Origin of the sequence: Embleya sp. NPDC127516 (assembly GCF_044765325.1) — a bacterium.
GTDB lineage: Bacteria > Actinomycetota > Actinomycetes > Streptomycetales > Streptomycetaceae > Embleya.
Window position 1 is genome coordinate 29188 of record NZ_JBIWJT010000039.1, and the last position, 13110, is coordinate 42297.

14 protein-coding genes are annotated in these 13110 nt (G+C 72.3%); 1 reads left to right on the top strand and 13 read right to left on the bottom strand.

Annotation, left to right across the window (positions count from 1 at the left end; all coding sequences use genetic code 11):
- Positions 1–39: 39 nt before the first annotated feature.
- Positions 40–768, top strand: a complete 729-nt coding sequence (locus ACIRL2_RS44265; protein ID WP_402240329.1) for a gamma-glutamyl-gamma-aminobutyrate hydrolase family protein — start codon at positions 40–42, stop codon at positions 766–768.
- Between the two features lie 60 nt (positions 769–828).
- Here the strand turns inward: ACIRL2_RS44265 and hypE are convergent, their stop codons facing one another.
- The 13 genes from hypE to ACIRL2_RS44330 form a co-directional block, all read right to left on the bottom strand.
- Positions 829–1896, bottom strand: a complete 1068-nt coding sequence (gene hypE, locus ACIRL2_RS44270) for a hydrogenase expression/formation protein HypE (protein ID WP_395873245.1) — start codon at positions 1894–1896, stop codon at positions 829–831.
- 43 nt (positions 1897–1939) lie between these two features.
- The gene (gene hypD / locus ACIRL2_RS44275) at positions 1940–3067 is read right to left on the bottom strand and encodes a hydrogenase formation protein HypD (protein ID WP_402240332.1); all 1128 of its coding nucleotides are present in this window, start codon (positions 3065–3067) and stop codon (positions 1940–1942) included.
- The gene (locus ACIRL2_RS44280) at positions 3064–3411 is read right to left on the bottom strand and encodes a HypC/HybG/HupF family hydrogenase formation chaperone (RefSeq protein ID WP_395873188.1); all 348 of its coding nucleotides are present in this window, start codon (positions 3409–3411) and stop codon (positions 3064–3066) included. The genes hypD and ACIRL2_RS44280 overlap by 4 nt, the downstream gene beginning before the upstream one ends.
- A gap of 70 nt (positions 3412–3481) precedes the next feature.
- Positions 3482–5842 carry a carbamoyltransferase HypF gene (gene hypF, locus ACIRL2_RS44285; protein WP_402240334.1) on the bottom strand — a complete coding sequence of 787 codons (2361 nt, stop codon included), beginning with the start codon at positions 5840–5842 and terminating at the stop codon, positions 3482–3484.
- A complete protein-coding gene (gene hypB, locus ACIRL2_RS44290; protein WP_402240336.1) occupies positions 5839–6729 on the bottom strand; it encodes a hydrogenase nickel incorporation protein HypB in 891 nt (296 codons plus the stop codon). Before hypB ends, hypF begins: the two co-directional genes overlap by 4 nt.
- 6 nt (positions 6730–6735) lie before the next feature.
- A complete protein-coding gene (locus ACIRL2_RS44295; RefSeq protein ID WP_402240339.1) occupies positions 6736–7122 on the bottom strand; it encodes a hydrogenase maturation nickel metallochaperone HypA in 387 nt (128 codons plus the stop codon).
- 175 nt (positions 7123–7297) lie between these two features.
- Entirely contained in the window at positions 7298–7396 is a 99-nt protein-coding gene (locus ACIRL2_RS44300; protein WP_395873184.1) for a DUF6893 family small protein, read from the bottom strand.
- Positions 7381–8010 carry a hydrogenase maturation protease gene (locus ACIRL2_RS44305; RefSeq protein WP_395873183.1) on the bottom strand — a complete coding sequence of 210 codons (630 nt, stop codon included), beginning with the start codon at positions 8008–8010 and terminating at the stop codon, positions 7381–7383. Before ACIRL2_RS44305 ends, ACIRL2_RS44300 begins: the two co-directional genes overlap by 16 nt.
- On the bottom strand, positions 8007–9437 hold the full coding sequence (locus tag ACIRL2_RS44310; protein WP_402240342.1) for a hypothetical protein: 1431 nt from the start codon (positions 9435–9437) through the stop codon (positions 8007–8009). Before ACIRL2_RS44310 ends, ACIRL2_RS44305 begins: the two co-directional genes overlap by 4 nt.
- On the bottom strand, positions 9434–10150 hold the full coding sequence (locus ACIRL2_RS44315; RefSeq protein ID WP_395873181.1) for a DUF6084 family protein: 717 nt from the start codon (positions 10148–10150) through the stop codon (positions 9434–9436). The genes ACIRL2_RS44310 and ACIRL2_RS44315 overlap by 4 nt, the downstream gene beginning before the upstream one ends.
- Positions 10147–10797 (bottom strand): DUF5947 family protein, encoded by a 651-nt coding sequence (locus ACIRL2_RS44320; RefSeq protein WP_395873180.1) that lies wholly within the window; start codon positions 10795–10797, stop codon positions 10147–10149. Before ACIRL2_RS44320 ends, ACIRL2_RS44315 begins: the two co-directional genes overlap by 4 nt.
- Positions 10794–11327 carry a hypothetical protein gene (locus ACIRL2_RS44325; protein ID WP_402240344.1) on the bottom strand — a complete coding sequence of 178 codons (534 nt, stop codon included), beginning with the start codon at positions 11325–11327 and terminating at the stop codon, positions 10794–10796. The genes ACIRL2_RS44320 and ACIRL2_RS44325 overlap by 4 nt, the downstream gene beginning before the upstream one ends.
- Positions 11324–13108: a nickel-dependent hydrogenase large subunit gene (locus tag ACIRL2_RS44330; protein WP_395873177.1), complete on the bottom strand. Its 1785-nt coding sequence runs from the start codon at positions 13106–13108 to the stop codon at positions 11324–11326. The genes ACIRL2_RS44325 and ACIRL2_RS44330 overlap by 4 nt, the downstream gene beginning before the upstream one ends.
- Positions 13109–13110 lie beyond the last annotated feature (2 nt).

The window sequence follows — 13110 nt, forward strand, 5'->3', positions numbered from 1 at the left end:
GCACCGACGCCGCGACCCTGAGGAACCGAGCGACCCCCCATGCCCAAGCCACTGATCGGTATCAGCACCTACCACGAGGAATCCGTGCGATGGGGGGTGTGGCACCTGCCCGCCGTGCTGCTCCCCCTGGACTACCCGACCCACATCCAACGTGCCGGCGGCCTGGCGGTGATGTTGCCGCCGGACGTCCCGGAGGCCGCCGCCGAGACGGTGGCCCGGGTGGACGCGGTGGTGATCGCGGGTGGTCCGGACGTACGGCCCACCCGCTACGGCGCCGAGCCCCATCCGCGCACCGGTCCCCCGAACGAGGCCCGGGACGTGTGGGAGAGCGCGTTGATCGAGGCCGCGCTGGCCTCGAATACACCGCTCCTGGCGATCTGTCGCGGCATGCAACTGCTGAACGTGGTGCTGGGCGGCACCCTGTGCCAGCACCTGCCGGACGTGGTCGGCCACGACGGGCACACCGGCCCGCCCGGCCGACTCTCCGCGCATGTCGTCGCGCCGATCCCGGGCACGCTGTTCGCCTCGCTCGGGGCCGAACCGTACGAGGTACCCACCTACCACCATCAGGGTGTGGAGCGACTCGGTCGCGGCCTGGTGCCCGGTGCCCGGGCCGAGGACGGCATCGTCGAGGCGGTGGAACTCCCGGGCGACACCTTCGTCCTGGGCGTCCAGTGGCATCCCGAGTCCGGGACGGACGACCGGGTGGCCCGCGCCCTGATCGCCGCCGCCCGCCGGCCCCGCCTGGTCCCGACCCCGGCCGCCTGAGGTCCGCGCGCGACGGCCGCGTCGCATCCGAGGCGGCCGTCGCGCGATGGGTGCCACCGCTCAACAGATCCGGGGCAGTTGCTCGCCGATCGGCATGTCCAACACCCGCGTTCCGCCCAATCCGGTACGAGCCACCACCATCCCCGGATGGGCCTCGACGCACTCGCCGATCACCGCCGCCCCCGCACCCAGGGGATGCGCCCGCATCGCGGCGAGCACCGCGTCGGCGTGCTCGCGGGGCACGAAGGCGACCAGCTTGCCCTCGTTGGCCACATACAGCGGGTCCAGGCCCAGGATCGCGCACGCGTTGGCCACCTGGGGCGGCACCGGGACGTCGCGTTCGGCGATCTCCACGCCGACCCGGGCCGCCGCGGCGATCTCGTTGAGCGCCGCGCCCAGGCCGCCCCGGGTGGGATCGCGGAGCACGTGCAGGTCCGGGGTGACCGCCAGCATGGCCTCGACCAGCCCGCCCAGCGCGGCGCAGTCGCTGCGGATCTCGACGTCGAATTCCAGGCCCTCGCGCACGCTCATCACGGCCACCCCGTGGACGCCGATGTCGCCGCTGACGATCACCACGTCGCCCGGGGCGGCGCGCTGCGGGCGCAGATCGACGCCGGCCGGGACCAGGCCGATCCCGGCGGTGTTGAGGTAGATGCCGTCCCCGTGCCCGGCCTCGACGACCTTGGTGTCGCCGGTGGCGATCTCGACTCCGGCGGCGCGGGCCGCGCCGCCGAGCGCCTGGGCGACCCGGGCGACGACCGCCGTCTCCACACCCTCCTCCAGGATGAACCCGACGGACAGATAGGCCGCCTTGGCGCCGCTCATGGCCAGATCGTTGACCGTCCCGTTGACCGCGAGCTCGCCGATGTTCCCGCCGGGGAAGAACAGCGGGCGGACCACGAACGAGTCGGTGGAGAAAGCCAGTCGGGCCCCGCCGAGGGTGACCACCGCGGAGTCGGTGAGCGAGGCGAGCAGGGGTCCGCCGAACGCGGGCGCGAAGACGTGCTCGACGAGTTCGGCGGACAGCGCGCCGCCGCCGCCGTGCCCGGTCACGATCCGCGGATGGTCGCGCAACGGGGCCGGACAGGTCCACCCGGAGAAGTCCGGCGCGGCAGGCGCATCGGGCATCGCGGCCGGGGCGGACCCGGTGACCGGGGCGAGGTCGGTGAGCTCAGACAACGGGGGTCGCCTCCCGGGGCACGGTGCCGGCGGCGTCGAGCCGGCGGTAGAGGTAGTAGGCGGCACACGCGCCCTCGCTGGAGACCATCGTGGCGCCGAGCGGATTGCGCGGCGTGCAGGTGGTGCCGAACGCCGCGCACTCGTTGGGCTTGAGCAGGCCCTGCAACACCTCGCCGCTGCGGCACTCGGCCGGTTCCACGGTGTCGATCCCGGTCACGTCGAAGCGGTACTCGGCGTCGTGGTCGCGATAGCGCGAGGACAACCGCCACCCGCTGTCCGGGATCACCCCGATGCCGCGCCAGGCCCGGTCGGTCACCTCGAACACGTCGGCCAGCATGGCCTTCGCGGCGGGGTTGCCCTGCGCCCGCACCGCCCGGGCGTACGCGTTGTCCACCGCGTGCCGGCCCCGCTCGAGCTGGTGGACCGTACGCCGGATGCCCTCCAGGATGTCCAACGGCTCGAATCCGGTGACCACGATCGGCACCCGATACCGCTCGGCCAACTCCGGGTACTCCTCCACACCCATCACGCTGCACACGTGACCGGCCGCCAGGAAGCCCTGCACCCGGCAGTCGGGCGAATTCATGATCGCCTCGATCGCCGGCGGCACCCGCACGTGCGACACCAGCAGGCTGAAGTTGCGGATGCCCAGCCGCCTGGCCTGATACACCGTCATCGCGTTGGGCGGCGCGGTGGTCTCGAAGCCGATGCCGAAGAACACCACCTCGCGGTCGGGGTTGTCCCGGGCGATCGCGAGCGCGTCCAGCGGCGAGTAGACCACCCGCACGTCGCCGCCCTCGCCGCGCACCCGGAACAGGTCGCGATCGGTGCCCGGCACCCGCAACATGTCGCCGAACGAGCAGAAGATCACCCCCGGGCGGGCCGCGATGGCCAGCGCCTTGTCGATCACCTCGAGCGGCGTCACACACACCGGGCAGCCCGGCCCGTGAATCAACTCCACTTCGGGAGGCAGCAGTTGGTCGATACCGTGGCGGATGATGGTGTGCGTCTGCCCGCCGCAGACCTCCATGATCGACCACGGCCGGGTCACCGTGGCCCGGATCTCGTCCAGCAGTCGGCGACCGACCTCCGGATTGCTGAATTCTTCCAGGTACTTCACCGCCGGACCTCCTTGGACACACCACCGGGAATCGGGTCGGGAACAACCACCGGCTCGGGCCGGACGAACTCCCCCGACGCCGCGCCGGCCGCCTCCCAGGGGTCGCCGAACTCCTCCTGGAGCAGCCCCATCTCGTCGAACAGGGCAAGCGTGCGCAGGGCCGACTCCTCGTCCAGCCGTTGCAGCGCGAAGCCCACGTGCACAATGGCGTACTCGCCCACCCTCAGGTCGGGCACGTACTCCAGGCACACCTCCTTGACCACGCCGCCGAAATCGACGAGGCCCATCCGGGTTCCGTCCCGTTCCTCGATCTTCGTCACCCTGCCGGGCACCGCCAGGCACATCGGTCTCTCCTCGTCATCCGACAACGACCGCGGCCCGCGGGCCGTCCACTCGTGGGTCTGCGGGCGCCCGTCACGGGCCGCCCGTCCCGCTCGGCACCCGCCGACCCGCCCCGACCAGGACTTGGCCCAACGCCAGCCCGCCGTCGTTCGGCGGCACCAGGCGATGCCGCAGCACGGTGAAGTCCCGTGCGCGCAGCGCCCGTCCGCAGGCCGAGGACAGGATCGCGTTGGTGAACACGCCGCCGGTGAGCGCGACCGGCGTCGGCCCGTGCCGCTCACGCGTGTGCTCGGCCACCGCGACCACCAGGTCGACGACCGCGTGGTGAAAGCGCGCCGCGAGCAGTTCCGGGTCGCATCCGGCGCGGAGGTCGGCGATCGCCGCCGCGAACACCGGGCCCGGGTCGGCGATCAGCGGATCACCCTCACCGTCCCCAGGGAGCAGCGCGAACGTGTACCCGGGGACCGGGCCGGGCCGCCGAACGGCCGCGCCCTCCAACTCGATCGCCGCCTGCGCCTCGTAGCCGGCCAGGTGACAGACGCCGATCAGCGACGCGAACGCGTCGAAGAGCCGGCCCATGCTGGACGTGGGCACGCAGTTCAGGTCGCGTTCGAGTTGGCGCGCCAGCACCCGGCGTTCCTCGTCGGATCCGGCCCGCACACAGGGCAGATCGTCCGCCCACTCGATCCCGGCGGCGTGCAGGTGCGCCAGCGCCATCCGATACGGCCGGGCCACCGCGGCGTCGCCGCCGGCCAGCGGCGCGTAGCGCAGGTGCGCCACCCGGTGGAAGCCGGCGTAGTCCGCGAGCAGGAACTCGCCGCCCCACACCGCGCCGTCTTCCCCGTAGCCGGTCCCGTCGAAGGCGACGCCCAACACCGGCGCGGCGCCGTCCGCGCCGTGTTCGGCCATCGCGGCGGCGATGTGCGCGTGATGGTGCTGGACCAGCCGCACCGGCCGCCGGGCCGCGGTGCGCCGGGCCCAGCCGGTGGACCGATAGCCCGGATGGCGATCGGCGACCAGCACGTCGGGACGCACGCCGGTGATCGCGCCCAGGTGCCCGACCGCGTGCTCGAACGCACGTTGCGTGCCCAGGTCGTCCATGTCGCCGACATGCCCGGACAACCACGCCTCGCGGCCCTCGGCCAGCGCGAACGTGTTCTTCAGGTCCCCGCCGACCGCGAGCGTCGCGGGCACCGCCAGCGGCAGCCGAATCGGCAGCGGGGCCCAGCCCCGAGAGCGCCGGACGAACAGGGGTTCGCCGTCCACGACCCGCACCACCGAGTCGTCCAGCGGCACCCGGATCGGTCGGTCGTGGGTGAGCCAGCCGTCCGCCAGCGGCGCGAGCCGGGTCAGCGCCTCGGCGTCCTCGGTCACGATCGGCTCGCCGGCCGCGTTGCCGCTGGTGAGCACGAGCAGGCGCGGCCCGAGCCGGTCGTCGAGCAGTCCCAGGAGCAGGTGGTGCACAGGCGTGTACGGCAACATGAAGCCCAGGTCGGGGCAGCGCGGGGCGATCGCCTCCGGCAGCGCGGCCCGGGCCGCCCTACGGCGCCGGAGCAGCACGATCGGCCGGGCGGCGCCGGTGAGCAACTCCCGTTCCGCGTCCGTGATCTCGGCGTACGGCTCGATCTCGGCGAGGGTGCGGGCCAGCAACGCGAAGGGTTTGTCGCCGCGTCCCTTGCGCTCGCGCAGCCGCGACACCGCGTCCTGGTCGGCCGCGTCGCAGGCCAGGTGGTACCCGCCGATGCCCTTGACCGCCAGGATCGCCCCTTCGGCGAGCATCCGGCGGGCCTCGTCCAGGGTGCCGAAGCCGATCGGCGCCCCGTCGGCGTCGACCAGGGACAACCGGGGGCCGCAGGCGTGGCACGCGATGGGTTGCGCGTGGAAGCGCCGATCGCCGGGATCGCCGTACTCCCGGGCGCAGTCCGGGCACATCGGGAAGTCGGCCATCGTGGTGTGCGCCCGGTCGTAGGGCAGCGCGGTGACGATGGTGAAGCGTGGACCGCAGTCGGTGCACGTGATGAACGGGTGCAGGTGCCGGCGATCCGCGGGGTCCTCGAGTTCGGCCAGGCAGCGATCACACGTGGCGACATCCGGCGGGATCCGGGTACGGTGCGCGGCGCCCGGCTCGGGTGGCACGGACGCCACGATCGTGAACCCGGTGTCGCCGCCGATCGCGAGTTCCTCGTGGGTGATCGACTCGACCGAGGCCAGCGCCGGTGCGTCCGTGTCGATCCGCCGGCAGAACGCGGCCACCTCGGCGGACCCGCCCTCGACCTCGACGAGCACGCCCGCACCGGTGTTGGTGACATGTCCGGCCAGGCCCAACTCGGTGGCCAGCGTGTAGACGAACGGCCGAAAGCCCACGCCCTGTACGGTGCCGCGCACGATGATCCGGCGCCGCTGCGCGACCTCGGGCGGTCGGCCGGTGGTCAAGACGACTCCCGCACCGGAGCCGACCGCGGGTCGATCCCGTGCGTGTGGACATGGGCGCGTACGCCCTCGGGCGAGTGGGCATGGGAATGCCCGGGCTCGTGCGGGTGGGCGTGCCGGTGCCCGTGACCGGACTCGTTCTCCGACTCGCTCCCGGGCGATCCGTGCGCGTGGGTGTGCGCGTGGGTGTGCCCGTCGGCCGCGTGCCGCGCCATCACCGGCGTGTGCACCGCCGCACCGTCGAGCACCGCGACCGCGCGCGTCAACAGATCCCCCACCCCGCGACCGGTCCTGGCCGAGGTGAACAACACCTCGACCCCGGGGTTCACCTGCCGGACGTTGGCCAGGAAGGCGCCCTCGTCGAACTCCACCGCCTCGGCGAGGTCGATCTTGGTCACCACCACCAGGTTCGCCAGACCGAACGCGGACGGATACTTGAGCGGCTTGTCCTCCCCCTCGGTGACCGACGCGAGCGCGACCCGCAGGCTCTCGCCCAGGTCGTAGGAGGCCGGGCAAACCAGATTGCCGACGTTCTCGACGAACAGCAGCCGCGTCCTCGCCGGCAACCAGCCGGCGAGTTGTCGACGCAACATCGCCGCCTCCAGGTGGCACAACCCGTCCGTGAGGATCTGCTTGACCGGCGCGCCGGCCCGGGCCAACCGGGTCGCGTCGTTGTCGGTGGCCAGGTCGGCGGTCAACGCCGCCACCGACACCCCGCGTTCGCCGGCCAGCCGCAGTTCGGCCTCCAGCAGGGCGGTCTTGCCGCTGCCGGGACTGGAAAGCAGGTTGACCGCGATCACCCCGCGCGCGGCCAGTTCGGCGCGCAGGTCGCTCGCGCCGCGATCGTTGTGAGCGAGTACGGCCTGCCGCAACTCGTCGACTCGGCACATGACGGTTCAACCCTTCTGAGTGGCCTCGGCGTATCCGACGTCCTCGACCGGATCGGCCCAGCACACGTCGACGATCTGCAACTCCCGTCCACACAACAGCTCGGCGGTCGCGCCCGCACACGTGGGGCAGCACAGGTCCGGCGGCATGCCCACCGCCCACTCGACGGCGCACCCCGCGCAGCGGGCCCGGCCCGGGACGCTCTCGACCACCAACTCCGCGTCGCGCAGCACCGTCTCGACCCGCGCGACCTCGAAGGCGAAGGCCAGCGCGTCGGGAACCACCCCGGCGAGTTCGCCGACCCGCAGCCGGACGGTCAGCGCGGCGCGCTCACCGCCGCGCGCCGCCGCCTCGACCTGCTCGATGACGGCCAGCGCAATCGACATCTCGTGCATCGGCCCTCTCCCGGGTTCGACGTCCACCACTGGGAGCCCACCGACTCGACGAGCCCACGCTCCATTACAGGCACCACCGGCGACGCGTCCCGGCACCCACGCCGTGTACGACGCCGCGCGTACGCCATTCGCCCTAGCGCGCCGGGCTCCGCCCCGGGACCCGTCGCTGAACGGGCTACATGGAACGCATCCGCACGTAGCGCAGGATGTCCGCTCGATTCGCGAGCACGACAAGCCCGAACAGGGCCACTCCGCCGATCAGAATCCTTCGCATGCCGGCACCTCTCCAGGCTCGGGACCGCGCGCCGCGTCCACGGCGGCGGGTCGGACATCGACCGCATCCGGCGCGTTCGGCGCGCCGGTCGGTGGTTCCAGGGGCGTCTGCCCGCGCAGCACCCGCAGGATCAGCGCGACCGCCTCGTCCACTGCGGCCGCGACCGGTGGACTCAGGCCCAGGCGCTCGTCCAGGTCGGCGGGTTCGCAGCCCACCACCAGCACCCGGCGCGGCGGCGTCCCGCCGGTACCCGCGCTCAGCGTGCCCAGCAGCGCGAGCACCGCGTCGGGCCCCATCCGGTGGCCGTCCAGCAGGGCCGCCCCGGGTTCGACCGATCCCGGTACGGCGGCCTCGATCAGGTACACCGTGCCCGGTGCGCCGCCGCGCGCGGTGGCGTCCACCAGGATCAACGTCTCGTAGCCTTCCAGGAGTTGGTAGGCCAGATGCACGCCGCGTACGCCGAAGTCGACCACCTCGGCGCCGGCCGGCAGCGGGTGCCCGGCCAGCCTGGCGACGGTCTCCACCCCGAAGCCGTCGTCGCCGAGGAAGATGTTGCCGACTCCGGCGACGAGCACCCGTTCGACGCGGTCGGCCGGCGGGCCCTGGCCGGTCACGCGTCCTCCAGGAGGGTGAGTTCGTCCGGTTGGAAGTACAGGAACCGGCCCTGGGCCCGCCGGATGTCCGCGCCGGGGTCGCCGTCCACGATCACCGCGAGATGCACCGCGCCGTCCACGTCGTGCAGCACCGCCTCGACCAGCGCGTCCCGACCGTGCAGGAACAGGTCCTGGGCGTCGGTACGGCGCGGCCCCGGTCGCAGCCGCACCCGACTGCCGGCACCGATCGAGCGCCCGTCCACCAGCACCCGATCCGCGGCGGGATCGAACCCGGCGTCGCTCGCCGGATCCCACCAGGGCCGGTCGGTACCCGGCTCGCCCGACTCGCCCTGTTCACCCGGCACCCCCGGTTCGATCAGGGTCGTCGGCCCGCTCGCCCCGCTCGGCCCGGTGTTCTCCCGCAGCGCCCGCACCGTGCCGTGCAGCCGATCCCACACCTCCGGGGGCAGCGAGTCGACCAGGTCCACGGCGGCGCCCGCGCGGGCGTCGGTGCCACGGGCCTCGCGCTTCTCCCGCTCGGTCAGTGCCGAGGTGCGCAGCGCGAGGATCTCGTCGATCTCGGTCGCGTCGTAGAGCGCGCCCGGGCTCTCCGGGGCCACCTGCGGGTGATCCTCCAGGATGATCGGCGAGGACAACACCACGTCGTCCCGCTCCCCCACCAGCACCGGCCAGGTCCGCAGGTTGGCACACGACGCGGCGGCGCCCGTGGCCCATTCCGGCGGGTCGGTCATGGACAGGAAGGAGCCGGTGTCCAGACCCAGCAGCACATGCGCCGACACCAGCGCGTACGGCAGCGCGGCGTCCCGGTCGACACCCGGATCCGGCTTCCACCCACTGGTGTTCGCCACCTCGACGGTCAGCTTGAGGGTGCGGTACGGGCCGGGAATCTCGGTGGTCCGCACCCGGATCTCCCCCTCGATCCGTGCCCGCCGGCGGACCAGCCGCCCACACACACGGCCGTCGAGTTCGACGTCCTCGGTCTCCTGGTGCTCGGCCCGATCGAACGGCAGGACCAGCCCGGCCCCGGCGGACGCCGCGACGGGGAGCACGAGTTCGACCCGTTCCTCGACGCCCTCGTCCCACGGGACGAGCACCCGATCCGGCAGCTCCAGCGCGTCCACCGCCGCGAACCCGCCGTCGGGCCCGACCTGTTGCACCGTGCGCCGCTGGGCGTGCAGGAAGCGCAGCTCGATCGAGAGGTTCGCGTCCGCACGCGGTTCGATCAGACACTCCGTGCGCTGGTCGTGGTGCTCGCCGCTGCCCTGCCCCCAGGCGGGCGGCACCAGCACGCCGAACTGCCAGCGCATGCGATTCTTGGCGGCCGAGGCCCGGTACGGATAGAGCACGTAGCCCTCGAACAGCACGGCGTCGGCGATCTGTCGCGCGGCGGCGAACCGCTCCTGGATCGCGAGTCCGAACAGCGTCATGGCACTCTCTCCTCGGTGGGGCCGGTCCGGTCCGACCCGCCGGTGCGGTTGCCCGGAACGCCGAGCACCCGATCGGCCGCGGTGGCCGGTTCCGCGGTCGCCAGCAGCGCCCGCATCGTGGCCTCCCAGGAGGGCAGCGCGTGCCGGGCCCGATAGGCGAGCAGCGCGTCCATCGCCTCGCGCGGCAGTCGCAGCCAGCCGCAGCCGGGGAAGTGCTGCTCGACCATCTCCCGCCACACCGTGACCGGCATCCGGTAGGCGGCCTCCTTGTGCCAGGGCACCGGCTCCACCCGGAAACCGCCCGGGCCGGTGAACGCGGTTCCGGAGAAGAGCATCAGCAACGGCACCTCTCCCTCGCCCAGCGCGTGGAAGTAGCGGGACGAGGCGATGTCCATGTCGTAGGTGCACGGCACCACCAGGTCCACCTCGGTCTCCGCGGTGAAGCCCGGCACGGTCAACGCCACCTGGGCGAACTCGATCGGGTGGAGCGTGCCGCCCCAGCGGGAACGCTCCCCGAACAGCACGCCCAGCCGGTCGCCTTCGGCCGTCCCGTAGCGGCGCCGGGCCGGTTCGATCCGCAATTGCACGCGCAACGCGAGCGCGTGCACCCGGGCCTGCTCGGCGGCGGTGATCCGCAGCCGGAAGACCAGGGTGGGCCCCGCCGCGTAGCCGTCCGCGCGCACGCCGACGCAGGAGAAGTCCAGTTCGGTCACGGCGCGTCGTCCCTTCCCGGCACCCGCGCACGCGAGCGCACGTCGGCGAGGAACGCGGCCAGGTCCTCGCGGGCCTCGGCGCCGCCGTCGAAGCCCCGCCAGCGCAGTCGCATGCGACCGACCAGCTCGTAGCAGACGTCGATCGGGACCAGGAAGCACTCGCTCTCGTCGTCCGTGCGGCGCAGCAGCAGCGCCTCGACGTCGGGGCGCAGCAGTCCGGCGAGCCGGCTCTCGCCGAGCACCGCCTGCCACTGCTCGGGGTCCAGGTCGCTCTCGGTGGCGCCGGCCGGGCTCGGGTAGAGCGCGATCAGCCGGTCGAGCGCGGCGTTGCGCAGGAAGAAGGCCAGGCCGACCGGGATCTGCAGGGCGTCCCAGGCGCCGTCGTCCAGGCTGTGCTCGGGGTCGACGAGGTAGCGCTCGGGCACCGCCCGATAGCGACCGCCGGCCGCGCCGCGCCGCTCGAACAACATCGCGCAGCCCCGGCAGGCGCAGGCCAGGACCCGCGCGTCGGTGTCGACGAGATGGCGGTGTCCGGCGCCGACCTCCTGGGCGCACAGCTCGCAACGTTCCGGCTGTGGCCCGGTGGGGCGCCGGAATCGGCGCAGCCCACCCGCCGGCCGCACGGTCGTCGGGGGTGGCGCGCTCACCGTGCGGCCCGGGCCGGATCGGCCGGTCGGATGCCGATCTGGAGCAGCGCGGGTTCGGGCGGCGCGGCCGGGATCTCCTCGATCTCGATCCGCTCGATCTCGGGCGCGCAGCCGGCCAGGAGGCCTTCCACGCCCTCGCGCGAACCCTGGGCGCCCCCGCTCGCGCATCCACAGCCGCCGCTCGCGGCGGCGATCCGCAGCCGCACGGTCCGGCTGTGTTCGTCGTAGTCGAGGAGTTCGGCCCGGTGTTCGGGGTGCGCCGCGAGGCCGCGCGCGACGCGGGTGGGCGTGTCGTCGGGGTGCAGGTCGTGCAGGACGAGCAGGGTGGTGACCAGTTCGTCGTCGAGCACGCCGCGCCGATCCGCGTCGGCGTCGCGCAACAGCGCGGCCAGTCGGGCCAGACCGGCGCCGTAGAAGTCCATCAGGGCGCGGACCAGTTCCTCGGCCCCGGCGCGAACGCCCGGGTCGGCGCCGTCGTCCAGGCGGGTGAGGATCTCCTCGACCCGCAGTCCGGTCTGCTCGGCGTTCATCCGCTCAGCCCGCTCAGCCCGGTGGGTACGTGCAGCTTCTGCAGTGTCTTGCCGTCGCCGAGGTACATGTGCACGCCGCACGGCAGACAGGGGTCGAAGCTGCGCACGGCCCGCATGATGTCGATGCCCTTGAAGTTCTCCGGGGAGTTCTCCTCGAAGATCGGCGTGTTCTGCACCGCGTCCTCGTACGGCCCGGGGGTGCCCAGGGTGTCGCGGACACTGGCGTTCCACGGAGTGGGCGGATACGGGTGGTAGTTGGCGATCTTCCCGTCCCTGATCACCATGTGGTGCGAGAGCACCCCGCGCACGGCCTCGGTGAAGCCGACACCGACCGCCTGGTCGGGCACCTCGAACTTCTCCCACGTCTTGGTCCGGCCCGAGCGCACCTCCTCGAGCGCCTTCTCGGCGAAGTACACCGCCATGGCGGCCATGTACGCCTGGAAGTAGGTGCGCGCCCGGTTCCGCTCAAGGGCGTTGCTCCACTGTGGGATCTTCCACTCGAAGGTGGTCTCCGGCTTGGTCATCGACTTGGGCAGGTTGATCACCACGCTGTGCCCGGTGGCCTTGACGAAGCCGGTGTCGACCAGGCCGTTGAGCGCGGTGGACCACAGCCGGGCAAGCGGGCCGCCGCCGGTGTCCAGGGCCAGGTAGTCGGTACCGTCGAACCAGCGCGGCGACATCACCCAGCTGTAGTTGCCCTCGAAGTCCCGCTTCTGCGGTGCGGGGATGGTGTGTTGGTTCCACGGGTGGCGCGGGTCGACCGGGTTGCCCAGCGGGTCGTGCGTGACGAACTGCTCCTGGCCTTCCCAGTCCTGGTAGTAGGAGCTGCCGAGCAGGATCCGGATGCCCAGGTTGATCTCGGTCAGGTCGTTGGTGATCAGCTTGCCGTCGACCACGACGCCGGGGCTGACGTACATCCGCCGGCCCCAGTCGGTCATGTTGCGGTAGGTGAAGTCGCAGTGGTCGGGGTCGTTGAGCGCGCCCCAGCAACCGAGCAACACCCGCCGCCGGCCCACCTCTTCGTAGCCGGGCAGGGCGGTGTAGAAGAAGTCGAAGAGGTCGTCGTGCAGCGGGACCACGCGCTTCATGAACTCGACGTAGCGCATCAGTCGGGACAGGTAGTCCGTGAACAACTGGACCGAGGCGACGGTGCCCACCCCGCCCGGGTAGAGCGTGGAGGGGTGTACGTGCCGGCCCTCCATCAGGCAGAACATCTCCCGGGTGTAGCGGCTGACCGCCAGCGCCTCGCGGTAGAACTCGCCCTCGATCGGGTTGAGCGAGCGCATGATGTCGGCGATGGTGCGGTAGCCGTGTTCGGCGGCGTGCGGCGCCTCGGTGCGTTCGGCCAAATCCAGCACGCCGGGGTTGGTCTCGCGGACCATGCGCTCGCAGTAGTCCACCCCGACCAGGTTCTCCTGGAAGATGTTGTGGTCGAACATGTACTCGGCGGCCTCACCGAGGTTGATGATCCACTCGGCCAGGTGCGGCGGCTTCACGCCGTAGGCCATGTTCTGCGCGTACACCGAGCAGGTGGCGTGGTTGTCGCCGCAGATGCCGCAGATCCGGCTGGTGATGAAGTGCGCGTCGCGGGGGTCCTTGCCGCGCATGAACACGCTGTAGCCGCGGAAGACCGACGAGGTGCTGTAACACTCGGCGACCCGTTTCTGCTTGAAGTCGATCTTGGTGTGGATGCCCAGACTGCCGACGATCCGGGTGATCGGATCCCAGGACATCTCGGTCAGGCCGCTGCCATCGGCGGCCGTCTTGGTCGAGGGTGCCATCG

Excerpts from the sequence above, each read along its gene's own strand:
- ACIRL2_RS44325 (WP_402240344.1), bottom strand. The coding sequence starts at position 11,327 with ATGAACGCCGAGCAGACCGGACTGCGGGTCGAGGAGATCCTCACCCGC.
- ACIRL2_RS44265 (WP_402240329.1), top strand. The coding sequence starts at position 40 with ATGCCCAAGCCACTGATCGGTATCAGCACCTACCACGAGGAATCCGTG.
- hypB (WP_402240336.1), bottom strand. The coding sequence starts at position 6,729 with ATGTGCCGAGTCGACGAGTTGCGGCAGGCCGTACTCGCTCACAACGAT.
- ACIRL2_RS44300 (WP_395873184.1), bottom strand. The coding sequence starts at position 7,396 with ATGCGAAGGATTCTGATCGGCGGAGTGGCCCTGTTCGGGCTTGTCGTG.
- hypE (WP_395873245.1), bottom strand. The coding sequence starts at position 1,896 with ATGCCCGATGCGCCTGCCGCGCCGGACTTCTCCGGGTGGACCTGTCCG.
- ACIRL2_RS44310 (WP_402240342.1), bottom strand. The coding sequence starts at position 9,437 with ATGACGCTGTTCGGACTCGCGATCCAGGAGCGGTTCGCCGCCGCGCGA.
- ACIRL2_RS44280 (WP_395873188.1), bottom strand. The coding sequence starts at position 3,411 with ATGTGCCTGGCGGTGCCCGGCAGGGTGACGAAGATCGAGGAACGGGAC.
- ACIRL2_RS44330 (WP_395873177.1), bottom strand. The coding sequence starts at position 13,108 with ATGGCACCCTCGACCAAGACGGCCGCCGATGGCAGCGGCCTGACCGAG.
- ACIRL2_RS44295 (WP_402240339.1), bottom strand. The coding sequence starts at position 7,122 with ATGCACGAGATGTCGATTGCGCTGGCCGTCATCGAGCAGGTCGAGGCG.